19 protein-coding genes and 1 pseudogene are annotated in these 24,823 nt (G+C 72.8%); 10 read left to right on the top strand and 10 right to left on the bottom strand.

Going from position 1 to position 24,823, the window contains the following annotated elements; genetic code table 11:
* Nucleotides 1–30: 30 nt before the first annotated feature.
* Nucleotides 31–1,008, top strand: coding sequence for an NAD(P)H-quinone oxidoreductase (locus OHL10_RS07995; protein WP_265521670.1), 978 nt, complete (start codon nt 31–33; stop codon nt 1,006–1,008).
* 44 nt (nt 1,009–1,052) lie between these two features.
* A complete protein-coding gene (locus OHL10_RS07990; protein WP_265521669.1) occupies nt 1,053–1,604 on the top strand; it encodes a bacterial proteasome activator family protein in 552 nt (183 codons plus the stop codon).
* Nucleotides 1,605–1,659: 55 nt separating this feature from the next.
* On the opposite strand, the gene OHL10_RS07985 is transcribed toward OHL10_RS07990, so the two are convergent.
* From OHL10_RS07985 to OHL10_RS07965, 5 genes are all read right to left on the bottom strand, one after another.
* Entirely contained in the window at nt 1,660–2,541 is an 882-nt protein-coding gene (locus tag OHL10_RS07985) for an EamA family transporter (RefSeq protein WP_265521668.1), read from the bottom strand.
* Between the two features lie 127 nt (nt 2,542–2,668).
* Entirely contained in the window at nt 2,669–3,622 is a 954-nt protein-coding gene (locus tag OHL10_RS07980) for a carbohydrate ABC transporter permease (protein ID WP_265521667.1), read from the bottom strand.
* A complete protein-coding gene (locus OHL10_RS07975; protein WP_265521666.1) occupies nt 3,619–4,608 on the bottom strand; it encodes a carbohydrate ABC transporter permease in 990 nt (329 codons plus the stop codon). Before OHL10_RS07975 ends, OHL10_RS07980 begins: the two co-directional genes overlap by 4 nt.
* A gap of 110 nt (nt 4,609–4,718) precedes the next feature.
* Complete coding sequence (locus OHL10_RS07970) at nt 4,719–6,104, bottom strand: ABC transporter substrate-binding protein (RefSeq protein WP_265521665.1); 1,386 nt, start codon at nt 6,102–6,104, stop codon at nt 4,719–4,721.
* A 156-nt stretch (nt 6,105–6,260) separates the two neighbouring features.
* On the bottom strand, nt 6,261–7,277 hold the full coding sequence (locus OHL10_RS07965; RefSeq protein WP_265521664.1) for a LacI family DNA-binding transcriptional regulator: 1,017 nt from the start codon (nt 7,275–7,277) through the stop codon (nt 6,261–6,263).
* Between the two features lie 199 nt (nt 7,278–7,476).
* Here OHL10_RS07965 and map point away from each other — a divergent pair, with 199 nt between their 5' ends.
* The gene (gene map, locus OHL10_RS07960; protein ID WP_265521663.1) at nt 7,477–8,256 is read left to right on the top strand and encodes a type I methionyl aminopeptidase; all 780 of its coding nucleotides are present in this window, start codon (nt 7,477–7,479) and stop codon (nt 8,254–8,256) included.
* 103 nt (nt 8,257–8,359) lie between these two features.
* Here map and OHL10_RS07955 read toward each other — a convergent pair whose 3' ends face one another.
* Nucleotides 8,360–9,193, bottom strand: a complete 834-nt coding sequence (locus tag OHL10_RS07955) for an HAD family hydrolase (protein ID WP_265521662.1) — start codon at nt 9,191–9,193, stop codon at nt 8,360–8,362.
* A complete protein-coding gene (gene serS / locus OHL10_RS07950; RefSeq protein WP_265521661.1) occupies nt 9,193–10,467 on the bottom strand; it encodes a serine--tRNA ligase in 1,275 nt (424 codons plus the stop codon). The genes OHL10_RS07955 and serS overlap by 1 nt, the downstream gene beginning before the upstream one ends.
* 141 nt (nt 10,468–10,608) lie before the next feature.
* Here serS and OHL10_RS07945 point away from each other — a divergent pair, with 141 nt between their 5' ends.
* Nucleotides 10,609–11,757: a diacylglycerol/lipid kinase family protein gene (locus tag OHL10_RS07945; RefSeq protein WP_265521660.1), complete on the top strand. Its 1,149-nt coding sequence runs from the start codon at nt 10,609–10,611 to the stop codon at nt 11,755–11,757.
* 85 nt (nt 11,758–11,842) lie between these two features.
* Nucleotides 11,843–16,420: a hypothetical protein gene (locus OHL10_RS07940; RefSeq protein ID WP_265521659.1), complete on the top strand. Its 4,578-nt coding sequence runs from the start codon at nt 11,843–11,845 to the stop codon at nt 16,418–16,420.
* On the opposite strand, the gene OHL10_RS07935 is transcribed toward OHL10_RS07940, so the two are convergent.
* Nucleotides 16,362–17,081 (bottom strand): glycosyltransferase family 2 protein, encoded by a 720-nt coding sequence (locus tag OHL10_RS07935; protein WP_265521759.1) that lies wholly within the window; start codon nt 17,079–17,081, stop codon nt 16,362–16,364. The genes OHL10_RS07940 and OHL10_RS07935 overlap by 59 nt on opposite strands.
* 338 nt (nt 17,082–17,419) lie before the next feature.
* Complete coding sequence (locus tag OHL10_RS07930) at nt 17,420–18,244, bottom strand: DUF5926 family protein (protein ID WP_265521658.1); 825 nt, start codon at nt 18,242–18,244, stop codon at nt 17,420–17,422.
* Between the two features lie 105 nt (nt 18,245–18,349).
* Here OHL10_RS07930 and pgm point away from each other — a divergent pair, with 105 nt between their 5' ends.
* From pgm to OHL10_RS07915, 3 genes are all read left to right on the top strand, one after another.
* Entirely contained in the window at nt 18,350–20,032 is a 1,683-nt protein-coding gene (pgm, locus tag OHL10_RS07925) for a phosphoglucomutase (alpha-D-glucose-1,6-bisphosphate-dependent) (RefSeq protein ID WP_265521657.1), read from the top strand.
* A gap of 91 nt (nt 20,033–20,123) precedes the next feature.
* The gene (locus OHL10_RS07920; protein WP_265521656.1) at nt 20,124–20,870 is read left to right on the top strand and encodes a hypothetical protein; all 747 of its coding nucleotides are present in this window, start codon (nt 20,124–20,126) and stop codon (nt 20,868–20,870) included.
* 96 nt (nt 20,871–20,966) lie between these two features.
* Entirely contained in the window at nt 20,967–22,265 is a 1,299-nt protein-coding gene (locus OHL10_RS07915) for an MFS transporter (RefSeq protein WP_425498977.1), read from the top strand.
* A 54-nt stretch (nt 22,266–22,319) separates the two neighbouring features.
* Here OHL10_RS07915 and OHL10_RS07910 read toward each other — a convergent pair.
* A pseudogene (locus tag OHL10_RS07910) lies at nt 22,320–22,835 on the bottom strand (helix-turn-helix domain-containing protein); the annotation flags it as partial.
* A gap of 47 nt (nt 22,836–22,882) precedes the next feature.
* Here OHL10_RS07910 and OHL10_RS07905 point away from each other — a divergent pair.
* A complete protein-coding gene (locus tag OHL10_RS07905) occupies nt 22,883–23,752 on the top strand; it encodes a class I SAM-dependent methyltransferase (protein WP_265521655.1) in 870 nt (289 codons plus the stop codon).
* 49 nt (nt 23,753–23,801) lie between these two features.
* Nucleotides 23,802–24,773, top strand: a complete 972-nt coding sequence (locus tag OHL10_RS07900) for an NAD(P)/FAD-dependent oxidoreductase (protein WP_265521654.1) — start codon at nt 23,802–23,804, stop codon at nt 24,771–24,773.
* Nucleotides 24,774–24,823 lie beyond the last annotated feature (50 nt).

The following is a 24,823-nucleotide window of genomic DNA, read 5'->3' as shown; positions in this document are numbered from 1 at the left end:
CGCGACCCCCGGCGACGTAGTCTCGTGGACGTGCGAGCCGTCACGATATCCGCCCCAGGTGGCCCTGAGAAACTAGCCGTTTCCACGCTCGATGACCAGACCCCCCTGCCCGGCGAGGTCGTCATCGACGTCGTTTCGGCTGGCGTGAACCGTGCTGACCTGCTACAACGCGCCGGCCACTACCCTCCGCCGCCGGGTGCACCCGAGTGGCCCGGTCTCGAGGTCGCGGGGACGGTCCGGGCGGTCGCGACCGGTCTCACTGGGTGGGACGTCGGTGACCGGGTGGTCGCCCTTCTCGACGGCGGCGGGTACGCCGAGCAGGTCCGCGTCGCCGCCACGCAGGTGCTCCCGGCGCCCGACGGCGTCGACCTCGTCGACGCGGCGGCGCTCCCCGAGGCCGTGTGCACGGCCTGGAGCAACCTGGTCGACGTCGGGCGGCTCGCCGCCGGCGAGTGGCTCCTCGTGCACGGCGGCTCGGGCGGGGTCGGGACGGTCGCCACGCAGCTCGGCGCCGCCCTGGGAGCGCACGTCGCCGTCACGGCGGGCGGCCCCGAGCGCGTCGCACGGTGCCGCGCCCTGGGCGCCGAGCTCGCCGTCGACCACCGGGACGAGGACTTCGTCGCCGCCGTCCGCGAGGCGTCGGGCGGGCAGGGTGCGGACGTGGTGCTCGACGTCGTCGGCGCGGCCTACCTGCAGGACAACGTCCGCGTCCTGGCCACGGACGGCCGGCTCGTCGTGATCGGCCTGCAGAAGGGGCGGACGGGCGAGCTCGACCTGGGCGCCCTGCTCGCCAAGCGCGCGAGCGTGACCGGTACGACGCTGCGCTCCCGCCCCGCCGCCTGGAAGGCGCGGCTGGTGCGCGACGTGCTCGCGCACGCGTGGCCGCTCGTGGAGGACGGCCGCGTGCGCCCCGTGGTGCACGCGCGGCTCCCGCTCGACGAGGCGGCCGAGGCCCACCGGCTGCTCGACTCGGGCGAGGTGTTCGGCAAGGTGCTGCTCGTGCCGTGAGCCGCAGCGTCGCGCCCGGTCGCGGATGACGACAGACTGGGCACATGGCGGAGAACGACAGCACGGACGACCTGACGGACGACCGCACCGACGAGACGGCCGGTGAGGTCGCGGCGACGTCGCGCGGCCCGGAGAGCGCCATCGAGGAGCCGGCGAAGGTCATGCGCATCGGCGGCATGATCAAGCGGCTCCTCGAGGAGGTGCGCGACGCCCCGCTCGACGAGGCCGCGCGGGAGCGGCTCGCCGAGATCCACGAGCGTTCGCTCCGGGAGCTCGAAGAAGGGCTCTCCCCCGAGCTCGTCGCCGAGCTGCACCGCATCACGCTGCCGTTCGGCGACGACACCGTCCCGTCCGACGCCGAGCTGCGGGTCGCGCAGGCGCAGCTCGTGGGCTGGCTGGAGGGCCTGTTCCACGGCATCCAGACGGCGCTCGTCGCGCAGCAGATGGCGGCGCAGGCCCAGCTCACGCAGATCCGGCGGGCGCTGCCGGCCGGGTCCTTGCCACCGGACGCGCACCCCTCCGCGGGGCACGGTGCACCCGGCGCACAGGGCCAGGACGGCCAGGACGGGCGCCCGACGCCCGGCCAGTACCTCTGATCTGCCGTCGCCCGACCTTCGCCCGGCACCACCCGGCACTCGGCCGACCCGCAGGTCAGACGGGTGGCGGGTCCGCGCGTCGTGCCGTCATCGCGATCGCGCCGGAGACGAGCAGCAGGCCCACGACCTCCGGCAGGGTCGGGATCTCGCGCAGGACGACCGCGCCGATGGCCGTGGCCGTCGCCGGCAGGAGCGCGAGCAGCACGGAGAAGGTCGCGGCACTCACCCGCCGGAGGATCACCTGCTCCATGCCGTACGGGACCACCGAGGAGAACAGGCCGATCGCGACGAGGGCGAGCAGCAGCCGCCAGTCACCCCACACCGCGCCGGTCGACGGCGCGAAGAACGGCGCGAGCACGAGCGCACCCGCGGCCATGGCGACCGCGAGCGACGTCACGCCCGACCCGCCGAGGGCGACGCGCCGCCCCAGGAGGATGTAGGCCGCCCAGCAGGCGGCGGCGACCCCGATCGCGACGAGCCCGACGACCGCGTCCTCGCGCGGCAGGTCGGACGTCAGCGTGACACCCGCCAGCAGCACGACGCCGCACGCCGCCACGGCGATGCCGCCGCGCTCGCGCCACCCGCGGCCGGTGATCGCGGCGACCGCGACCGGTCCGAGGAACTCGATCGCGACGGCCGTGCCGAGGGGCAGGTGGTCGATCGCGACGTAGAACGCGACGTTCATCGCGGCCAGCGCCACCCCGAACACGACCACCCACGCCAGCTCGCGCCGCGCCCACCGACGACGCCAGGGCCGCCGCCACGCGAGGAGCAGGGCCGCCGCGAAGAGGATGCGCAGCCAGCCCACCTCCGGCGCCCCGACGACGGCGAAGAGTCCCACCGCGATCGCGGCACCGAGGTACTGGGTCAGTCCGGAGGCGACGAACAGCAGAGGCGGCGGGACACGGTCCAGCACCTGTCCAGGTCTCGACGGCACCCGTCGACTCTAGAGCCGCTGCCTCGACGACCGGACCCGACCCGCCCGGCCGAGCATGTGGCTGTGGCCCGTCAGGAGCTCCTGACGGGCCACAGCCACCTGGTCGACGGGTGGAAGTGCGGCGGGGTCAGCCCTTGACCGAGCCCGCCAGGAGCCCGCGGACGAAGTACCGCTGCAGCGCCAGGAAGACGACCAGCGGCACGATCATGGAGATGAACGCTCCGGCCGTCAGCAGGTGCCAGTCACCACCGCGTGATCCGGCCAGGTCCGCCACGGCCACCGTCAGCGGCCGCGAGTCCGGGTTCGCGAACGTCAGACCGACCAGCAGGTCGTTCCACACCCAGAGGAACTGGAAGATCGCGAAGGACGCGATGGCCGGGACGAGAAGCGGCAGGAGCACACGGAAGAAGATCTTCACGTGCCCGGCACCGTCGACCCGCGCCGCCTCGACGAGCGACGGCGGGATGTCCTTCATGAAGTTGTGGAGCAGGAAGATCGCGAGCGGCAACGCGAAGATCGAGTGCGAGAGCCACACCGTCCAGAACGTGCCGGCGATGTCCCACTGCACGTACTGCCGCAGCAGCGGGATCAGGGTGATCTGGATCGGCACGATCTGCAGCGCGAAGACCGCCACGAACAGGATGCTGCGGCCCTTGAAGTCGATCCACGCGAACGCGTAGGAGGCGAGCAGCGCGAGCGTGATCGGGATGACGACCGCGGGGAGCGTGATGACGATCGAGTTGACGAAGTACGTCGCCAGGTTCGCCGAGCTGCCGTAGAGAGCCTGCTCGTAGTTGCTCAGGGTGAACTCGGGATCGCGCAGCGTCGTCCACCATCCGCTGCTGAGGATGTCGATCTGGGGACGGAACGACGTCACGAGCAGGCCGACGGTGGGAACGGTCCAGAGGATCGCGAGCAGGATCGCGATACCGGATGCCCACGGCGAGCTGAGCTTGCCCTTGGCGGCGATCGCGCGCTTCTCCAGACGGCTGAGCTTCTTGACCGGACGGGGGCCGCCGGACGCGCCCTGGGTGGTGAGGGAGTCCTCGCTCGCGATCGGGGGGGTCGGTGTGCTGGTCATCGGATCTCCTCCGAGATGCGGAGCTGGCGCACGTTGTAGATCACCAGCGGGATGACGAGGACGAAGAGGATGACCGCGAGGGCCGCTCCGAGCCCGATGTTGTTCATCCGGAAGCTCTGCGTGTAGAACTCGTTCGCCACCACCGAGGTCCCGAACTGACCACCGGTCATCGTGCGCACGATGTCGAAGACCTTCAGCGTCCCCATGGCGATCGTGGTGAGGACGACGATCAAGGCGGGTCGGATGCTCGGGACCGTGATGAAGCGGAACATCTGCACACCCTTGAGCCCGTCGAGCCGTGCCGCCTCGACGATGTCGTCAGGGATGGCCTTGATCGCGGCCGAGAGGATCGTCATCGCGAAACCGGTCTGGATCCAGATCATCACGGCGATGAGGAAGAACGTGTTGGCAGGCTGGCCGATGAGGAACTGCTGGGGCTCGAACCCGAGCCACACCACGACCTGGTTGAGGAGACCGATCTGCTGGATGTTCCCCTGGTCCGGGCGGAACTCGTAGACGAACTTCCAGATGATCGACGCACCGACCATCGAGATCGCCATCGGGATGAAGATCAGTGCCTTGGCGAGCTTCTCGAAGCGCGTCCGGTCCACCAGGACCGCGTAGATCAGGCCGATGATCGTCGCGGCGACCGGGACGACGATGACCCAGATCGCGGTGTTGCGCAGGACGATCTGGAACTGGTCCTGCGTGAAGGCCTGGACGTAGTTGTCGAACCCGATGAACTCGACGCTGCGGTTGTCGAAGAACGACTGGTAGATCGTCCTGACACCGGGGATGACCAGACCGAACGTGATGAACAGGAGCGCCGGTCCCACGAACCCGAGGGTCACCAGCCAGCGGGGGACGCGTTTCGGCCGGTCGACCGCCACGAGGATCACGCCCATGACGATCACGAAGAGCGCGATCGCCAGGAACATCAGGCCGAACTTCTCCAGCGGAGTGTCGGCGTACTTCCACCAGTCCATCGGTCAGCCTCCGTACCGCCCGTCCACGACGACGGGCACTCGGTTCAACGTGAGGGGAAGGCCGGGGGCCCGCCGATCGGCGGGCCCCCGGTTCTATGCTCGTGCGACGATCACGGCCAGGATGCTTCGATCCGGTCGACGACCTCCTGCGTGCTGGAACCGGTCACCCAGTCCACCATCCCGGTCCAGAACGTCCCGGCACCGACCTCACCCGGCATGAGGTCGGACGCGTCGAAGCGGATGACCGCGTCGGGGTCCGCGAGGATCTCTGCCGAGAGCTGGTCGAACGTGGTCGCGAGGTTCTCCGGGTCGAGCCCGTTGTTCGCGCTGACCCAGCCACCCATGGGCGTCGTCAGGGCCTTGGCGTTCGCCCAGTCGGCGCTGGAGAGGTAGGTCTGGAAGGCCTGGACCTCGGGCCGGTCGTTGAACGCGCCGACGAACTCGCCGCCGCCGAGCACGGGGCGCACGTCGGTCTGGTTGGTCGGCAGGTAGAAGGCGAAGACGTCGCCGTCCTCGCCGACCTCCGTGCCCTCGGGCCACTGGGTCTGGTAGAAGTTCGCCGCGCGGTGCATCCAGCACTGGCCGGCGAGGATCGGCACACCACCGGCGGTCCACTCGGTCGTCGCGATGGAGTCGATGCCACCGAGACCGGCGTTCACGTACTCGTCGTTCTTCAGGATCTCGCCCGCGGTGTCGAATGCCTCGACGATCTGCGGGTCGTTGAACGGGATCTCGTGCGTGTACCACTGGTCGTAGACCTCAGGCCCGGCCGTGCGGAGCACGACGTCCTCGATCCAGTCCGTTCCGGGCCAGCCGGTCGCGTCGCCCGAGCCGAACCCGGCGCACCAGGGCATCTGCCCGTCGGCGACGATCTGGTCGGAGAGGTCGATCATCTCGTCCCAGGTCTGGGGGACCTCGTAGCCGGCGTCGGCGAACATCGACGGCGAGTACCAGACGTAGGACTTGACGTTCGACCCGAGGGGCGCCGCGTAGAAGGTGCCGTCGACCGTGCCGTAGTCCTTCCACGACTCGCTGAAGTACTCGTCCACGTTGGCCGCAGTCGCGTCCGGGGCCGGGACGATCGCGTCGAAGTCCTCGACGATCGTGCGCAGCAGACCCGGCTGCGGCAGGTAGGCGATGTCCGGCGCGTTGCCGGCCTGGATCCGCACGAGGAGCTGTGCCTCGAACTCGCGGGACCCTTCGTACTTCACCTCGACGCCGGTGCACTCCTCGAACGGGTCGTAGGAGTCCTCCTGCGTCTGCTGCTCCGGTTCGACGATCGAGGTGTAGACGTTCACCGTCGTGCCCTCGAGGTCCCCGAACTCGTCGTACGCCTCGCAGTCGATCGACGAGGCGGTCGGTTCGTCGTCTCCGCCGCCGCCCCCGCCGCCTTCGCCGTCGTCACCGCCACAGGCTGCCAGCGTCAGGGCGAGGGCCGCCCCTCCGGCGATCGCCGCATATGTCCGGCGCTTCGTCACTGTCATGGTCCTGGTCATGACCATCCCTCCACAACGTCGTGGTGCTGCCTCAATGGTGCGCACGGGACTCGCCCGGTGCTGCGAGTGCACGGCGTGCGCTCGCCCTACCGCTATGCAAGCGTTTACATCACGCGCGTGCAAGCGCAAACAGGGCGATATTCAGTAACGATTCCGTTACGCCGCCTCCGGCGCGCGCGGCGGGGCCGTGGACCCGCGGTCCACCAGCTCGGTCGGGTAGGTCAGGGAGGCCGGCACCGGAGCGCCGCTGATCATCTCCATGAGCAGCAGCGACGCGTCGGCCCCCTGCTGGTACGCGTCCTGCGCCATCGTGGTCAGCCCGACGAGCTCGGCGAGGTCGTGCCCGTCCACCCCGATGACCGACAGGTCACCCGGGACGTCGAGGCCCAGGTCCCGGGCCGCGAGCATCGCCCCCATCGCCATCTCGTCCGACGCCGCGAAGACCGCGGTCACGTCGGGGCGGCGCCGCAGCAGCCCCAGCGTGGACTCCCGCCCGCCCTGGACGTCGAAGTCACCGTTCACGACGAGCTCCGGGTCGGGCTCGATCCCGGCGTCCGCCAGCTCGAGCGTGTACCCGTGCGACCGCTCCGCCGGCGGGGACCAGGACGAGACGAGGTCCGGCACACCGGTCACGTGCCCGACGCACCGGTGGCCCAGGTCGAGCAGGTGGCGCGTCGCCTCACGACCGGTGCTGACGTCGTCGAGCCGTGCGGTCACCTGGTCCGCGGGCCCGGACCCGACGAACGCGAGCGGTCGCCCGAGGTCGACGAGCGAGCGGACCTCGTCGTCGTCCAGCGGCAGCCCCACCACGAGGGTGCCGTCCACCCGGTGCCGCAGGACGTTCGGGTCGACGCGCCGGCGGGTCGCGGACTGCTTCACCTCGAACGTGTAGAGCAGGACGTCGTAGCCCAGCCCCCGCAGCGTGCGCTCGGCTCCCTCGATGACGTTCGAGAAGAACCACCGGTTGACCCACGGCGTGAGCAGGCCGATGGTCCGCGTCCGCCCGGTGGCGAGCGACGCCGCCGACGGCGAGGGCACGTACCCGAGGCGCGCCGCCTCGGCGAGGACGCGCAGCCGCGTGGCCTCCGACACGTTCGGCAGTCCGCGGAGCGCACGGGAGACGGTCGCCGTCGATACCCCGGCCGCCTGTGCAACGTCGTCGATGCCTGCCACGGACGCTGATTCTGCCCCGTTCTCCACGACCGTGCGAGGGGCGGGGCCGGATTGAGACGATATCGATGCAAGCGCTTGCGGCAGGGAGCGCTCCCACACCTCCGCAGCCTCGGTGCGCGACCTCCGGGAGCCCGGATATCGTGGTCGCCCGGGCGTGCACCGCGCGCCCGCGAAGGGCAGGACCACCGAGAGGACCACGATGATCGAGCTGAGGACCGCACGCGAGATCGAGGAGATGCGGCCCGCCGGACGATTCGTCGCCGACGTCCTCACCGCCGTCAAGGACGCGGCCGCGGTCGGCGTGAACCTGCTCGAGCTCGACGCGGTGGCCCACCGCATGATCCGCGAACGCGGCGCCGAGTCGTGCTACATCGACTACCACCCGTCCTTCGGCGCGAGCCCGTTCGGCAAGGTCATCTGCACCTCGGTGAACGACGCCGTGCTGCACGGCCTCCCCCACGACTACGCCCTGCGCGACGGCGACCTGCTGAGCATCGACTTCGCCGCCTCGGTCGACGGCTGGGTCTCGGACTCCGCGACGTCGTTCGTCGTGGGGAACCCCCGCCCCGGCGCCGGCGGCGCCTCGGACGCGAAGCTCATCGAGACGTCCGAGATCGCGCTGGCCGCGGGTATCGCCGCCGCCCGGCCCGGGAACAAGGTGGGCGACATCTCTGCGGCGATCGCCGCCGTCGGGCACAAGGCCGGGTACCGGATCAACACGGACTTCGGGGGCCACGGCGTCGGGCGCACCATGCACGGCGACCCGCACGTGCCCAACGACGGCCGCAAGGGCCGCGGCTTCCCGCTCAAGCCAGGGCTGGTCATCGCGATCGAGCCGTGGTTCCTCGAGACGACCGACGAGATCTTCACCGACCCCGACGGCTGGACCCTGCGGTCGGTGGACGGCTCGCGCGGCGCGCACTCGGAGCACACCGTCGCCATCACGGAGGACGGCCCGGTCGTCCTCACCGCGAGATAGAACCCCTGTCCGCGAGATAGAACGGCAGCCGCCGAGGTAGAACCCTGGTCAGCGACCAGAGTTCTACCTCGGCAGCCAGAGTTCTACCTCGGCAGCCAGAGTTCTATCTCGGCGGGGAGGGGAGCAGGCCGCGGAGGACGGTGACGGCACCGTCGTCGTCGATACTGCCGGTGACCTCGTCCGCCGCCGCCCGCACCACCGCGTCGGCGTGGCCCATCGCGACGCCGCGCGCGGCCCAACCGAGCATCTCGACGTCGTTGCGCCCGTCGCCGATCGCGACCGTCCGGTGCGGCTGGACGTGCAGCCCGCGCCGGACCTGCTCGAGGGCCGTCGCCTTGGACACCCCGAGGGGCGCGAGGTCCATCCAGGCCGTCCAGCCGACGGCGTACGTCACGTCGTCGAGACCCAGGTGCTCGACGAGCTCGTGGAACGTGTCGCTCGTGCTCTCCGGGCTGCGCACGATGACACGCGTGACCTCGCCGGCCCACAGGTCGTCGAAGTCCACCACCTGGTGCACACCCTCGAGCTCGCCGTCGGGGAAGAGCTCACTCATCCGGAAGCCGACACCGATGTCCTCGACCGCGTAGCGGGCGCCGGGAAGCTGGTCGCGCAGCAGCCGCAGCGCGGGCCCGGGGTCGAACGTCACGACGTCCTCGAGCACGTAGCCCTCGGGAGCGTCGGGGTCGAGGCGCGCCGTGACGGCGCCGTTGGACGCGACCACCCAGCCGCGGTCGATCCCGAGGATCTCCGCGACAGGGGTGACCGCGAGGAGCGAGCGGCCCGTGGCGAGGACGACGTGGTGCCCGCCGGCGCGCAGGTCCGCCACGGCGTCGCGCACGTCCTCCGACAGCTCCTGGTCGTACGACATGAGCGTGCCGTCGATGTCGAGCGCGACGAGCAGCGGACCGTCGGCTCCCCCGCCCCGGACCTCGGTCATCAGCGCGCGACCGGCTCGAGCACCTCGAGGCCGCCGAGGTAGGGCCGCAGCCCCTCGGGGACGCGCACCGACCCGTCGGGCTGCTGGTGGTTCTCGAGGATCGCGACGATCCAGCGGGTGGTGCCGAGCGTGCCGTTGAGCGTCGCGACCGTGCGGGTGTCCCCGGCCTCGGTCCGCTCGCGCACACCGAGGCGACGCGCCTGGAACGTCGTGCAGTTCGAGGTCGAGGTCAGCTCGAGGTACCGCTCCTGCGTGGGCAGCCACGCCTCGCAGTCGAACTTGCGCGCCGCGCTCGACCCGAGGTCGCCCGCGGCGGTGTCGATGACGCGGTAGGGCAGCTCGGCCTTGCGCAGCATGGCCTCCTCCCAGGCGAGCAGGCGCTGGTGCTCGGCCTCGGCGTCCTCCGGGGCGACGTAGCTGAACATCTCGACCTTGTGGAACTGGTGCACGCGGATGATGCCGCGCGTGTCCTTGCCGTGCGAGCCGGCCTCGCGGCGGTAGCAGGCGCTCCACCCGGCGTAGCGTCGCGGCCCGGCCGTGAGGTCGATGATCTCGCCCGAGTGGTAGCCGGCGAGGGCGACCTCGCTCGTCCCGACGAGGTACAGGTCGTCCTTCTCGAGCCGGTAGATCTCGTCCGCGTGCGCGCCGAGGAACCCGGTGCCCTGCATGACCTCGGGCCGTACGAGGGTCGGGGTGATGACGGGCGTGAAGCCCGCCGCGAGCGCCTGGTCCATCGCCGCGTTGAGGAGCGCGAGCTCGAGGCGGGCGCCGACGCCGGTGAGGTAGTAGAACCGCGCGCCGGAGACCTTGGCGCCGCGCTCCGTGTCGATCGCGGCGAGGCCCTCGCCGAGGTCGAGGTGGTCGCGCGGGGCGAAGCCCTCGGCCGCGAAGTCGCGGATGGTGCCCTCCTCGCGCAGGACGACGTAGTCGTCCTCGCCGCCGGGGGGCGCGCCCGCGATGACGTTGGAGATCGAGTACAGCAGCTTCTTGAGCTCCGCGTCGGCGGCCTCCGAGTCGGCCTGGCGCGCCTTGACGTCGGCGGAGAGTTGCTTGGTGTGCGCGAGGAGCTCCTGCTTCTCCTCGCCCTGGGCCTGCGCCACCTTCTTGCCGAGGGACTTCTGCTCGGCACGCAGCTGCTCGTAGTCGGTGAGGGCGGCCCGACGGCGTGCGTCGGCGTCGAGCGCCGCGTCCACGAGGTCGGGGTCGTCACCGCGGGCCACCTGGCTGGCGCGGACGACGTCGGGGTTGTCGCGCAGAAGTCGAAGATCGATCACCCGTGCAGCCTAACGAACTGCGCACCCCGGTCCTGCCGGGTCCGGCACGGCCGCCGTGGTTGCCGACGTACCCGGTCGGCTGACGGTCCCGCGCGGGCCCTGCCAGCGCCACCGCGCCCTGCGGCGGCTACGGTGTGCCACATGGCATGGGAATTCTGGCTCGGCATCGTCGCGATCGTCATCGCCGTCGCGGCGCTCGTCGTCGCGCTCGGCATCTTCATCGAGCAGGGCCGGATGAGGCGGCAGGACGCGCGCGCGGGCGCAGCGTCCGGGCGCCGGGCGACTCCGCAGGAGGACTCGCGCGAGCTCGTCGCCTTCGTCGCGAACCCGTCCAAGCCGGGGGTCGGCGACCTCGAGGAGACCGTCCGGCGCGCCTTCGCCGAGGCCGCGCTGCCCGATCCGCTGTGGCTCGAGACCACCGTCGAGGACCCCGGGCTCGGACAGACGAAGGACGCCCTGTCGAAGGGTGCGGACGTGGTGGTCGCCGTCGGCGGCGACGGGACCGTCCGTGCCGTCGCCGAGGCGCTGACCGGCACGGGCAAGCCCATGGGCCTCCTGCCCGTCGGCACGGGCAACCTCCTCGCCCGCAACCTCGACCTGCCCGTCACCGACGCCGTCGCCGCGCTGCGCATCGTCATCGCCGGCAAGGACCGGCCGATCGACGTCGGCTGGACCCAGATCCTCGAGTACGCCGAGGACCCCGTCACCAGCGAGCCGCCCGAGGGCACCGCCGACGCCACCGGGACGCCGTTCGATACGGACAAGGAGCACATCTTCCTCGTCATCGCCGGGCTCGGCTTCGACGCGGCCATGGTCGCCGACGCCGACGACGACCTCAAGGCGCGCGTCGGCTGGGTCGCGTACTTCGTCGCCGGGATCCGACACCTGCACGGCAGCCGCATGCGCGCGCAGATCACCCTCGACGACAAGCCCGTCGTCAGCGCGCGGCTGCGCTCGTTGCTCATCGGCAACTGCGGCAAGCTGCCCGGCGGCATCACTCTCCTGCCTGACGCCGTGATCGACGACGGCGTCCACGACATCGCGGCCATCGACACCCGCGGCGGGATCGTGGGCTGGGCCCAGCTCTTCGGCGAGGTCGTCATGCAGGGCTTCGGGCTGCGGAACGACCTGCCCGCGAAGATCGGCCGCATCGACCACGCGCGGGCCAAGCGTGTGCACGTCCGCGTCGAGGGCGGCGAGCAGGCGCAGGTGGACGGTGACGTGCTCGGCAAGGCCGTCGAGCTCGTCTCGCGCGTCGACCCCGGGGCGCTCGTGGTGCGGGTGCAGTGACCGCCTCGTGAACGTTCCGGGGCGTTGTGTCCCGGTCCACCGCTGACCCACCGGCCGGACGCCGGCGCCCCCGTACCCTGGCAGGGTGCCCCTCGTGTCGTCCGACCGCCCCCGCGCGGCCGCTCCTGCTCGTGCCGCCGCCCCGTGGCGCGCCCTCCTCGTCGCCTCGCTCGCGCTGACCTCCGCGCTCGTGGCCCCCGCGGCCGCCCACGCGTCGACCGAGGACGAGGTCGTGACCCCTGCGGCGGACGGGATCGTCGTCGTCGGCACCGGCGGCCTGCACTGGACGGACGTCGACCGCACGAGCACACCCACCCTGTGGCGGATGATCTCCGAAGGCTCGGTGGCCTCGATCTCGGTGCGCACCGTCAACCCCGAGACGTGCCCCCTCGACGCGTGGCTCACGCTCTCCGCCGGCCGACGCACCCTCGCCCCGCAGGAGGAGTCCGCGAGCGGCGACGCACCGGAGTCCGACGACGGCACCACCGCGGACGACGCCCCGGAGGACACCGAGCCCTCCTACGTGCCCGTCGACTGCCCGCCGGTCCCGGAGGTCGCGCCCTCGCAGGCCGGCGCCGAGGACCCCTCCCCGCACGACGTCGCCGACTGGTCGTCCCTGACCGCCGACCCGGCCGAGCACCCCGGTGCGTACGGCGTCCCGGGCACCATCGGCGAGCGGATCGCCGAGGCCGGGACCTGCACGACCGCCGTCGGGCCCGGGGCCGCGCTGGCCCTCGCCGACACGGACGGTCACGTCGAGCGGTACGTCCCCGACCTCGCGCAGCTCGACGACGACGAGCTCGTCCGCTGCCCCGTCACGATGGTCGACCTCGGTGAGCTCCCGTACGAGCCGACGGACCGCCGCGCCGCCCTCGACGAGCTCGACGACGTGCTGCACTGGCTCGTGGACACCGTCCCGGCCGGATGGCGCGTCGTGGTCGCGGGCGTCTCGGACACCCCGGTCGAGCAGCACGGGCTGCAGGTCGTCGTCGACTGGCACCAGGGCGGCGGGCCCGCCGGCTGGCTGGTGTCCGACTCGACGCGCCGTCCGGGCATCATCACCCTCGCGGACCTCGCCGCGACCGCGGCGCAGGCCGCGGGCGCCCCGGTGGACAAGCTCGACGGCTCGCCCTTCGTCGTCGACGCCGAACGCCGGATGAGCCCGGTGCGGACGGTGGAGAACCGCCGCTACCTCACCGAGATGACCAACACGATCCCGCACCTCATGCCGGTCTTCGTGGTCGTCGTCGGCCTCGCCGGGGCCGCCGCGGTCGGCGCGCTCCTCCTTGCCCGACGCCGCGCCCACCGGCTGGCGTCCCCCGGTGCCCGCCCCGCGTGGCCGGGCCCCGTGACGCGCAGGGTCAGCACCGCCGTCCTGCTCCTTGCCGCGTGTGCGCCCGCAGGCGCCTACCTCGCCGCGCTCTCCCGCTGGTGGGGCTGGTCCGCGCCCATGTTCGCCGCGACCCTGTGGTCCATCGTCGCGACCCTCGCCCTCGCGCTCGGCGCCTGGGGCCTGTCCCGGCTGCTGCCGCCGAGCCCCTGGCGGCTGGGCGCCACGACCGCAGGTCTGACCTGGCTCGTCCTGACCGTCGACGGGCTCACGGGCACGGTGCTGCAGCAAGGGTCGATCCTCGGCGCGACCCCCACGCTCGGCGCCCGCTACTACGGCTTCGGCAACACCGCGTTCTCCGTGTACGCCGCCAGCGCGCTCGTGCTCGCCGGGGCACTCGCCGCCCTCCTGCTCGCCCGCGGGCGACGCCGGGCGGCGCTGGGGCTCGCCGCGGGGGTCGGGGTCGTGACGACCGTCGTCGACGGCTGGCCCGCGTTCGGCGCGGACTTCGGCGGCATCCTCGCCCTGGTCCCGGCCTTCGTGGTGCTCCTGCTCGGTGTCGCGGGAGCCACGGTCACGGCCAAGCGCGCGCTCGGTGCCGCCGCCGCGACGCTCGCGGTCGTCGGCGTCGTCGCCGTCATCGACTGGGCCCGCCCGGGGACCAGCTCACACCTCGGGCAGTTCGTGGACCGCGTGCTCGACGGCGAGGCGTACGGCGTCCTCGTCTCCAAGGCCAGCGGCGCCTGGGCAACCGTCGCCAACCCGCTCGGTGCGCTGGCGACCGTCGCGATCGTCGCCCTGTGCCTCGCCCTCGTCGGGCCCGAGCGCTTCCGTCCCGACCCGCTGCGCCGCGCGTACGAGACCTGGCCGCTGCTGCGTCCCGTGGTGACCAGCGTGGTCGTCGCGGCCGCCGTCGGGACCGTCCTCAACGACTCGGGCATCGTCGTCGCGGGCGTCGTCCTCCTCGTGGGCCTCGGGATGCTCGCCGTCTCCTGGTGCGGTGCGCAGTGGTTCGGCCCGGCAACGGGACCGGTGGAGAAGCAGATCGAGCAGCAGGCTCCGCTGCGGCGGATGCCCGGCGTCCTGCTCGCGACCGGCGGCGGGCTGCTCGCGACGCTCCTGCTCGCGGCCGTCGCCGTCCCGGCTCCCCCGCCGCTCGTCGCGGCCGGTGACGTCACCTCGGGACGCGGCACGTCGGTCACGGCCGACGGCTCACCCGTGGTCGTCGTCGGGACCGGCGGGGTCCGCTGGGCCGACGTCTCGCGCACCACCACCCCGACCCTGTGGGGTCTCCTGCGCGACGGCGCGAGCGCGGCCGGCGTCGCCGTCGGGACGAGCGGCGCGAACGGGCAGTGCCCGGCGGGCGGCTGGCTGTCGCTGTCGTCGGGCCGTGGCGCCGTGACGGGCGAACGGGTCGACGGCACCTGGGAGTGCGCGCCCTGGACGGTCACGCCCGGCAGCGAGGGCGACGCGACCGTCGAGGGCTGGGCTGACCTCGTGGACCGTCAGTCCGCGTCCGAGTTCAACCCCGAGCTCGGGGTCCTCGCCTCGTCGCTCGGGGGCGCGAGCGCCTGCACGACGGCGGTCGGGCCCGGTGCGGCGCTCGCGCTCGCCGGCCCGGACGGCACCGTGGAGCGCTACCGCGACCTCGAGACCGCGCTGCGCACCCCGGCGGAGTCGTTCGCGTGCCCCGTGACGATCGTCGACGCGGGCGCCGCTCCCTACCACCCGGACCCCGAGTCCGTGCCCGCGGCGCTCGCCGCCGGAGCGACCGGGGTCGACGGCCGCGACGACGCCCTCCGCGCGGTCGACACCACCGTGCGCCGTGTCCTGCAGTCGATCCCCGCCGACGCGACCGTCATCGTCGTCGACACCGGCAACCCCGCTCCGGGGCGTCCGTCCCTCGGCATCGGCCTCGTGGACGGCGACGGGCAGTCGCAGCCACGCTTCCTCTCCGCCGCGTCGACGCGCTGGGAGGGGGCCGTCCGCCTCCTCGACCTGCCGACGACCCTCCTCGGCGCCGTCGACGCACCGAACCCGCCGGAGTTCACCGGGGCGCCGCTCGTGCCCGCCGGACCGCGGCCGACCGACGCTGCCACCGCCGTCGACCAGCTCGCCGAGCTCACCGTGCGGGACCACACGCTGCGCGGGGTCGCCGGCAGCGTGACGACCGTGCCGCTGTACGTCGCGATCGTGCTGCTCGCGGGAGCGCTCGTCCTCGGCCCGCGGCTCGCCCGACGCTCCCCGACGGCCGCGCGCCGTGCACGATCCGCGCTCGACGGGACCATGCTCGTCCTGGCGTCGCTGCCCGCCGGGCTCTTCCTCATGACGACCTGGTCGTGGTGGCGCTTCGACGACCCGGGCGTAGTGATGTGGTTGTCGCTGGTCGGCTGCACCGCGATCGTCGCCGGCCTCGGGGCGCTCGCGCCCTGGCGACCGGCCTGGGTGGGGCCGGCCCTGATCAGCGGCATCACGTTCGCGGTGCTCACGCTCGACGCCGTGCTCGGCACACCCCTGCACCGCGGCAGCCCGCTCGGCCCGGCCCCGACGCTCGGCGGCCGCTACTACGGCTTCGGGAACCCCACCTACTCCGTGTACGTCGTCGCGGCGCTCATCACGGCCGCGGCTCTCGCCACCTGGTTGCTGCACCGGGGACGACGCCGCGCGGCGATCTGGTCCGCCATCGGCATCGGCGCGGTCGCGTTGATCGTCGACCTGTGGCCCACCCTCGGGGCCGACGTCGGTGGCGGCCTCGTGCTCGTGCCCGCCGCGGCGATCGTGGTGCTCGCGGTCGCGGACGTGCGCGTCACCTGGACTCGCCTCGCGCTCATCGGGATCGGCGGGGTCGCCGTCGTCGCCGCCATCGGCATCGCCGACTGGCTCCGGCCCGCGGCGGAGCGCACGCACCTCGGGCTGTTCGTCCAGTCCGCGATCGACGGGACCGCGTGGGAGACCATCGCCCGCAAGGGCGGGTACGCGGCCGCGACCGTGACCAACGGGATCCCCGCCTGGGTCACGCTCGCCCTGGTGATCGCCACGGCACTCGTCCTGTGGGGCGGCCCCAGGATGCGCCCGCGGTGGTTCGAGCGGGTCGAGGAGCAGTGGCCGCTCGTCCGGCCGGTGCTCGTCGGGCTCCTCATCGCCGCCGTCGGGGGCGCGATCGTCAACGACTACGGCGTGCGGATCGCGACCGTGATGCTCGTCGCGGCCCTGCCGCTCATGGGGATGCTCGCGCTGCGCAGCACACCCGACCCGCTCGGCGGGCCGGCGGGGACTACCGGTCCCGGCGGCCGCTCAACGCTCCGGCGACCGCGCGCACGCGCCGGGCGTTGACCGCCAGCTGCACGTCGCGGTACTGCGCCGCACGGTGCAGCTGGCTCTTGAGGTCGCTGCCCGAGGCGCGGTGCCGCAGGTCGCACGGGACCTCGATCGCGACGTAGCCCTTGCGCAGCAGGTCGATCGTCATGCCGGTCTCCACCCCCCAGCCGTGCGCGAGCGGCGTCGCCGCCTCGAACGCCTCGCGCGTGAGGCAGCGCATCCCGGACAGCGGCTGCGTCGGGGTCCACCCCGTCATCGACTGGATCGCGCGGCGCGCTGCACCCACGACGATCCCCCGCCCGCCCGCACCGGGCTGCGGCGGGAGCAGTGCGATCGCGACGTCCGCGACGCCGTCGAGCACGGGCGCCACGAGCGGAGCCGTGTTCACGGCCGTCTCGCCCAGGTCGCCGTCGACGAACAGCAGGAGGCGCTGCGGCCGGTCGGCCGTGTCGCGCATCGCGACGACCGCGGCCCCGGTCTCCATCGCTGCGGCCTTGCCGCGGTTGTGCGAGTGCCGCACGACGACGGCGCCCGCCTCGCGCGCGACGTGCTGGGTCGAGTCCTCGCTCCCGTCGTCGACCACGAGCACGAGATCGACGTGCGGGATCGCCTTCGCAGCACGGACGGTCGCGGCGATGCGCCGCGCCTCGTCCTTCGCCGGGATGATGACCGCCACGCGCTGCTTGAGCCGGCGTGAACCCTGCGCGGGCGCGGTCCGGGGGGTCTTGGCGGTCGCCGCACGGGTCGTGGCGGTCGCCGCACGGGTCGTGGCGGTCGCCGCACGGGTCGTGGCGGTCGCTGTGCGGGGTGCGGGACCCCGGCCCGGAGACCTGGCGCCCGGAGGCGCGCCGACTCCCTCAGGGGCCTCCGTGCTCGTCCCCGTCTCGGTCGACCGATGGTCTTCGCTCACGCCGTCCAGCCTAGTAGTGCAAAGAGTGGGCCGCAGAATGCCACGCCTGCGGTGGTGAAGTCGCCCAGAAGTCTACGGGCTCGCAAAGGGAACGCGTGAACTGGTCAGCGAAGCGTGACCTGACGGGAGACGATCCCCGCCCGCGCACGACGCTCGTTCCCGTCGAGCGGCTCCGAGACCTCGAGCGCCGCCGTCAGCCTGTCGCGGAACGCGACGGCGGGCTCCTCCAGGTCGCTCGCCGTCGTCCCACGGGGCAGCTCCCACACGGGCACGAGCAGCCCGCTCGAACGGAACGCGCCGACGAACTTGCCGCCGCCGAGACCCGACTCGCGCCGGGCGTGCAGGCGGGAGATCGCGTCGATGAGGGAGTCCTCGTCCGCGGGGAACGCCCAGCGCAGGAACTCACGGTTCATCGAGCACCAGTAGGCGGAGTCGACCGACTCGAGCTTCACGGTCGGCACCATCGTCTCGGCCGCCTGGTCGAGCGACGCCTGGATGTCGGGTGTGACCTCGGTGCTCGGGTCGAGCCAGTAGGCGAAGTCCTCGTGGACGGTGACCTCGAACGGGACCTCGACGTCGAGCACGTCCTGCAGGCGCGGACCGGCACCGGGCAGCGCGCCCATCTCGATGGACGTCCCCGGCTCGGCGTCGATGGCCTCGAGCAGCACGGCGGCGAGGTCGCGGCTCGTGTCGCCGGAGCCCGCGAGGGTCTGCACGGCGAGCAGGATCGTGCCGTCCTGACGGTGCAGGGCCGCCCAGCCGGCGGGCAGGACGGTCACGACCAGCACGTCGCGCGCACCGTGCTCCGGGGTGGTTCGGGCGGTCGCACTGGCCGACGGCACGACCTCGCGCATCGCCACCCAGTCGGTCTCACCGGGGAGCCCCTCGAAGGGACGCAGCACGAAGTCGGGGGTGGTGTTCTTGGCCATGCGTCGCAGTCTATCCACGCGCCCACCTCGTCCGCGCCGAGCCGTCGGGGACATCCACCGTGGTCGGGGCGTGTCAGACGACCTCGGGCCTGGCAGGATCGACCCATGGACCCTCGCGCCGGCAGCCTCGCCCTCGACCAGGACCTCATCGACGTGGACGCCGTGGTGGGCGCCTACTACGACCTGTCGCCGGACGTCGACGACCCGGCGCAGAAGGTCGTGTTCGGCACGTCGGGTCACCGCGGTGCGAGCCTCGACCACGCGTTCAACGAGGCGCACATCATCGCCATCACGGCTGCGATCGTCGAGTACCGGCGCTCGCAGGGCACCGACGGCCCCCTGTTCATCGGCCGCGACACCCATGCTCTGTCGCTGCCGGCCTGGCAGACGGCCCTGGAGGTCCTCGCGGCGGCGGACGTGCAGACGTACATCGACGCCCGCGACTCGTACACCCCGACACCGGCTGTCTCGCAGTCGATCCTCCTGCACAACGAGGCCGCGACAGCGCAGGGCGTGCGCACGTCCGGCCCCGGCCTGGCCGACGGCATCGTCGTGACCCCGTCGCACAACCCTCCGCGCGACGGCGGGTTCAAGTACAACCCGCCGCACGGCGGGCCCGCCGGGTCCGAGGCGACCGGCTGGATCGCGGACCGTGCGAACGAGCTGCTGCGCTCCGGCGTCGGGCAGGTCGCGCGCATGCCGCTCGAGCGCGCGCTCGAGGCGACGACGACGCACCGCCACGACTTCCTCACCAGCTATGTGGACGACCTCGCCTCCGTGGTCGACCTCGAGGCGATCCGGGGTGCCGGCGTCGCGATCGGCGCCGACCCGCTCGGTGGCGCGTCGGTCGAGTACTGGGGTGAGATCGGTGAGCGCTACGGGCTGGACCTCACGGTCGTCAACCCGCAGGTCGACCCGCGCTGGGCGTTCATGACGCTCGACTGGGACGGCAAGATCCGGATGGACTGCTCGTCGCCCTACGCGATGGCCTCGCTCGTCCGCTCGATGACGGACCCGGACGCGACGACGACCTACGACATCGCGACGGGCAACGACGCGGACGCCGACCGCCACGGCATCGTCACGCCCGACGCCGGGCTGATGAACCCGAACCACTTCCTCGCGGTCGCGATCGACTACCTCTACGGCGGCGCACGGCCCGGGTGGGGCGACGGCGCCGCGATCGGCAAGACGCTCGTGTCCTCCGCGCTCATCGACCGGGTGGCCGCAGGCCTCGGGCGCCGGCTCGTCGAGGTGCCCGTCGGCTTCAAGTGGTTCGTCCCGGGCCTGCTCGACGGCTCGGTGGGGTTCGGCGGCGAGGAGTCCGCGGGCGCGTCGTTCCTGCGCACGAACGGCGGGGTCTGGACCACCGACAAGGACGGGATCCTCCTGGCGCTCCTCGCCTCGGAGATCCTCGCGACGACCGGGCGCACACCCTCCCAGCACCACGCGGAGCTCGTCGGACGGTACGGCGAGTCCTGGTACGCGCGCGTCGACGCACCCGCCACGCTCGAGGAGAAGTCCCGTCTCGCGAGGCTCAGCCCCGAGCAGGTGACGTCGACGACGCTCGCCGGCGAGGAGATCACCGCGCGCCTGACGTCGGCCCCGGGGAACGACGCCGCGATCGGCGGGCTCAAGGTGACGACCGAGAACGCGTGGTTCGCCGCCCGGCCGTCCGGCACCGAGAACGTGTACAAGATCTACGCGGAGTCGTTCGTCTCGGCCGAGCACCTCGCGCAGGTCCAGGGCGAGGCCCGCGAGGTCGTGGGCGAGGCTCTCGGCGGCTGAGGGGAGTTCTCCCCATGGTCGGGGGGCGCGCCAAGAGTGGTGTCCCACCTAAGGTTGCGGTGAGCACCCGACCCTTCACGAGAAGAGAACCATGCGCATCCCCCGCACCCTTGCCGCTCTGTCCGTCACCGGGCTGGTCCTGATCGGCTCCGCCGCCTGCGCAGACTCCGAGACTCCCGCCGACGCCACCGCCACGACCGAGGCGGAGACCGCCGACGACGCGGACGTCTCCGAGGAAGAGACCGAGGAGCCGGCTGAGGAGGAGACCGAGGACGCCGAGGAGGTGGACTCGTCCGCCTCCGGCGACGTGCCCGAGTGGGCCAACCCCGTCACGACGCCCGGTGAGCAGATCAGCAGCCTCAGCGGCGACGACTTCCAGGTCGACGTCTACCAGGTCGGCACGACGGAGGCCACGAAGACCGGGCAGTTCGCGGACCCGGAGACGAACGAGCCTCTGATCGACGAGGGTGACGAGATCGTCTTCGTCAACTACGTCATCACGAACACCGGCGACGAGCCCATCCAGCTCGGTTCGAGCCTTGTCAACATCAGCGCGCGCTACGACGACTGGCCGTACATGCAGGGCATGGACTCGATCGTCGACAGCGAGCTGTTCGAGGCCCAGGAGGTCAACGACGGAGGGCTCGCCGCGGGCTCCTACGTGGACCCGTCGGTGTACGTCTTCGAGCCCGGCCAGACGTTCTCGTACGGGCAGAACTTCGCCTACCAGTCCGGTTCGCCGATCACCTTCTCCGCGGTCCTCGTGCCCGTCGACAGTGCGGGCGACCTGCGCCACGACGTGCGCCAGGAGGTCGAGGGCACCGGCACGATCAGCTGACGCATCTCGCACCGCTACGGCGCCGTGGACCTCCGGGTCCGCGGCGCCGCCCGCGTTCCCGCGCCTGGACGGTCCCTGCGGTGCCACACTGGGACGGTGGTCCAAGATCCCACTCCTGCGCCTGACGAGAGCACCACGCCCCCGGTCGAGGACGCCACCTCTCCCCCGCCCTCGACGCGGCCGTCGCGCAACCCCTACCGGGCCGTCCTGAGCGTCCCCGGCGCATGGTCGTTCTCGGTCTCGGCCGTCATCGCCCGCCTGCCGATGTCGATGGTGGGCATCGGGACGATCCTCATGGTCCAGGGGCTCTACGGCTCGTACGCGCTGGCCGGGCGGGTCGCGGCCGTCCTCATCGTCGCGCAGGCGATCTGCTCGCCCCAGATCGCGCGGCTCGTCGACCTCAAGGGCCAGCGGCGGGTGATGCTGCCGATGCTCGCCGCCGCGGCGTTCGGGCTGAGCGGCCTCGTCGTCACCGCGGTGCGCCAGGAGCCGGAGTGGACGCTCTACGTGTTCGCCGCGATCGCCGGCGGTACGGCCGGGTCGTACGGGTCGATGGTCCGCGCCCGGTGGTCGTACGTGCTCGACGACCCGCGCCGCCTGCACACCGCCTACTCGCTCGAGTCAGCGTTCGACGAGCTCGTGTTCGTCGTCGGCCCCGTCCTCGCGACCGTCCTCGCGACGTCGGTCACGCCGTCCGCGGGGCTGATCGTGCCCCTCGTGGGCGCCGTCGTCGGCGGTCTGTGGTTCCTGTCGCAGCGCGCCACCGAGCCGCCCGTCGCGCCGCCGGTGCCAGGTCGCCGCAGCCGGTCGGCGATGCGCTCACCCGGCATGGTCGTGCTCGCGCTGATCTTCGTCGCCATGGGCATCGTCTTCGGTGGGACCGACGTCTCGACGATCGCGTTCGCCGAGGAGCAGGGCAGCCCGGGCGTCGCGGGCCTGATCCTCGGGATCTTCGCGACGGGGTCCCTGATCTCAGGGCTGCTGTACGGCGCCAGGCATTGGGTCTCGCCCCTGTCGAGGCGCCTCGTCATCGGGATCCTCGGCCTCGCAGCCGGGGTCTCGCTGTTCTTCTTCGTCACGTCGCTGCCCGTGCTCGCCGCGGTCATGTTCGTCACGGGCTTCGCGATCGCCCCGACGCTCATCAACGGCAACGGGCTCGTGCAGAACATCGTCGCGCCGCAGCAGCTCACCGAGGGCCTCGCCTGGGTCGGCACCTCGCTGGGTGTCGGGGTCTCGATCGGCGCATGGGTCGCCGGTTCACGGATCGAGGCGGCCGGGTCCCACGCCGGGTTCGAGGTCGTCGTCGCCGCGGCGGGGCTGGCCGTCGTCGCGACCCTCGTGGCCCTGCCGTGGCTGCGGCGCGGAGCCGTCCAGGAGCCGGTCGGCCGGCGGTGAGCCGGCCACCTGGCTCAGGTGGGCCCGCTCGCCGTCCGGGTCGAAGATCGTGAGGATCTCGGCGGGACCACCGCGAGCGCCGAACGAGTGCGGCACCATCGTCGAGAACTCCGCTGCCTGCCCCGCCTCGACGAGAATGACCCGCTCGGCGAGGTAGAGCACGGCCGTGCCGGACAGCACCGTGAACCAGTCGTGCCCCGGGTGGACCTGCTGGTGCTCCGGCCCGGCGGGGCGCTCGGTCGTGATGCGCATCTTGGCGACTGTCGTGCCGGCGCGCTCGCGCGAGAGCACCCACATCGTCACACCGGGGTGGCGCTGCGGCTCGGGCCGGATCACGACGTCCTCGTCGTCGACCGGTTCGACGAGCTGGTCGAGCGTCGTCCCCAGCGCACGGGCGATCGGGACGAGCTGGTCGAGCGCGATCCGACGGTGGCCGGTCTCGATCCGGCTGAGCGTCGAGGGGCTGAGGTAGCAGCGCGCGGCGAGGGAGTCGAGCGTCCAGCCGCGTGCGAGCCGCAGCCCCCGGATTCGCTGGCGCACCACGGCGTCCAGATCCACTTCTTGCGTCATGAGCAAGACTCTATGCTCCACACGCACAGCTCGCCTACCGTGGAGGCATGGCGACACCGCACCCCCCGCACCACCGCCCGGCTCCCCACCCACATCCGCACGACCCGCAGCCCGGCTCCGACCGCTCCGAGGAGGCGATGGCGGAGCTGCTCGACCTCGACGCCACGGCCTTCGCCGACCTGCTCACCGACGTCGTGGCCCGGACCGCCGCGCTCGCGCCCGGTGCCGCACGGGTGGTCGACCTCGGCGCAGGCACGGGGACCGGCACGCTGCTCCTCGCGCAGGCATTCCCCGCGGCCGAGATCGTGGCGGTGGACTCGTCCGCGGCGATGCTCACGCGCCTGCGCTCCGCCGCGGACGCCGCCGGGATCGGCGACCGGGTCCGGACGGTGCAGGCCGACCTCGACGACGGCTGGCCGCCCGTGGCCGGCCCGGACCTCGTCTGGGCGGCCTCCTCGCTGCACCACGTCGTCGACCCCGAGCGCCTCCTGCGCGGCGCGCACGACGCGCTCGCCCCCGGCGGCGTGGTCGCGGTCGTCGAGATGACCGCCACCACCCCCGTCCTGCCCGACGGAGCGGCGCGCCCCGGGTTCGAGCGACGCCTCGAGGAGGCCCTGGCCCACGCGGGGTGGAACCGCTACCCGGACTGGACCCCGTTCCTGCGGGCCGCGGGGCTCGAGGTGCTCTCCCGCGACGAGCTCCGCTCCGAGCCCGGACCGGGCCCGGAGGTCACCCGCTGGGTCCGTGTCGTGCTCGAGCGCCAGCGGACCGGGCTCGCCGAGCACCTCGACCCCGAGGACCGCGCCGCGATCGACGGCTTCCTCGCCGCGCCGGACTCTCCCCCACCGCACGGTCCGGGCGCGCGCAGCGGACGCACGCTCTGGGCGGCCCGGCGCCCGCACAGCACCCACCGCTAGACCACCCGCAGAGACCACCCGCAGACCACCCCGGACCCAGGAGCAGCACATGCCTACCACCCGCACCTACGACGCCGTGGTCCTCGGCGGCGGAGCCGCCGGCCTCTCCGCCGCGGTGACGCTCGCCCGTTCCCTGCGCTCCGTCGTCGTGATCGACGCCGGCGAGCCGCGCAACGCCCCCGCCGCGGGCGCCCACAACCTGCTCGGCCGCGAGGGGGTCGCGCCCCTCGAGCTGCTCGCGACCGGCCGCCGCGAGGCCGAGTCCTACGGCGCGGAGATCCGGTCGGGCCGGGCGACCAGCGCCCGGCGTGCCGGGGAAGAGTTCGAGGTCGAGATCGACGGCGCGGGCGGAGAGGTGAGCACGGTGCGTGCCCGGCGCCTGCTCCTCGCGACCGGCCTGGTCGACGAGCTGCCCGACGTGCCCGGTGTGCGCGAGCTGTGGGGGCGCGACGTCCTGCACTGCCCGTACTGCCACGGCTGGGAGGCCCGGGGACGGCGCATCGCCGTGCTCGGGTCCGGCGCGATGAGCGTCCACCAGACGCTCTTGTTCCGTCAGCTCAGCGACGACGTCACCCTGTACCTGCACACGGCGCCCGAGCCCGACGACGCGACGTGGGAGCAGCTCGCCGCGCTGGGTGTGCGCGTGGTCGAGGGGACGGTCGCGCGCCTCGACGTCGAGGACGGCGCACTGCGCGGCGTCGTGCTCGAGGACGGGTCGGCCTTCCCGGCCGGGGCCGTCGTCGTCGGGCCGCGCATGGTGGCGCGCGGTGAGCTGTTCGAGCAGCTCGGCGGCACGCTCGAGGACCACCCGATGGGCCGGTTCGTGCCCGTGGGTCCCCGCGGGGAGACGACCGTGCCGGGTGTCTGGGCCGCCGGGAACACGAGCGACCTGTCCGCGATGGTCGGTGCGGCGGCGGCCGCAGGGGTCATGGCTGGCGCCGGGATCAACGCGGAGCTCGTCCAGGAGGACGCCCAACGGGCCGCCGAGCGGCGTCGGGCGCCGTTCTCCGCACGGGCGTGACGCCGCCGGGTCGCCGCCTCGCGCTGCGGCCCGGCGGCTCCCGGCGCACG

Source organism: Oerskovia flava (assembly GCF_026163685.1).
GTDB lineage: Bacteria > Actinomycetota > Actinomycetes > Actinomycetales > Cellulomonadaceae > Oerskovia_A > Oerskovia_A flava.
Note: the sequence above shows the minus strand (reverse complement) of the source record. Positions and strands in the feature narration are given on the sequence as shown.

Bases quoted from the DNA above. Each gene is read 5' to 3' on its own strand.
- OHL10_RS07945 (WP_265521660.1), top strand. From the start codon at position 10,609: ATGGCATGGGAATTCTGGCTCGGCATCGTCGCGATCGTCATCGCCGTC.
- OHL10_RS07920 (WP_265521656.1), top strand. From the start codon at position 20,124: ATGCGCATCCCCCGCACCCTTGCCGCTCTGTCCGTCACCGGGCTGGTC.
- OHL10_RS07980 (WP_265521667.1), bottom strand. From the start codon at position 3,622: ATGACCAGCACACCGACCCCCCCGATCGCGAGCGAGGACTCCCTCACC.
- OHL10_RS07975 (WP_265521666.1), bottom strand. From the start codon at position 4,608: ATGGACTGGTGGAAGTACGCCGACACTCCGCTGGAGAAGTTCGGCCTG.
- OHL10_RS07955 (WP_265521662.1), bottom strand. From the start codon at position 9,193: ATGACCGAGGTCCGGGGCGGGGGAGCCGACGGTCCGCTGCTCGTCGCG.
- OHL10_RS07900 (WP_265521654.1), top strand. From the start codon at position 23,802: ATGCCTACCACCCGCACCTACGACGCCGTGGTCCTCGGCGGCGGAGCC.
- OHL10_RS07970 (WP_265521665.1), bottom strand. From the start codon at position 6,104: ATGACCAGGACCATGACAGTGACGAAGCGCCGGACATATGCGGCGATC.
- pgm (WP_265521657.1), top strand. From the start codon at position 18,350: ATGGACCCTCGCGCCGGCAGCCTCGCCCTCGACCAGGACCTCATCGAC.
- OHL10_RS07905 (WP_265521655.1), top strand. From the start codon at position 22,883: ATGGCGACACCGCACCCCCCGCACCACCGCCCGGCTCCCCACCCACAT.
- OHL10_RS07930 (WP_265521658.1), bottom strand. From the start codon at position 18,244: ATGGCCAAGAACACCACCCCCGACTTCGTGCTGCGTCCCTTCGAGGGG.
- map (WP_265521663.1), top strand. From the start codon at position 7,477: ATGATCGAGCTGAGGACCGCACGCGAGATCGAGGAGATGCGGCCCGCC.
- OHL10_RS07990 (WP_265521669.1), top strand. From the start codon at position 1,053: ATGGCGGAGAACGACAGCACGGACGACCTGACGGACGACCGCACCGAC.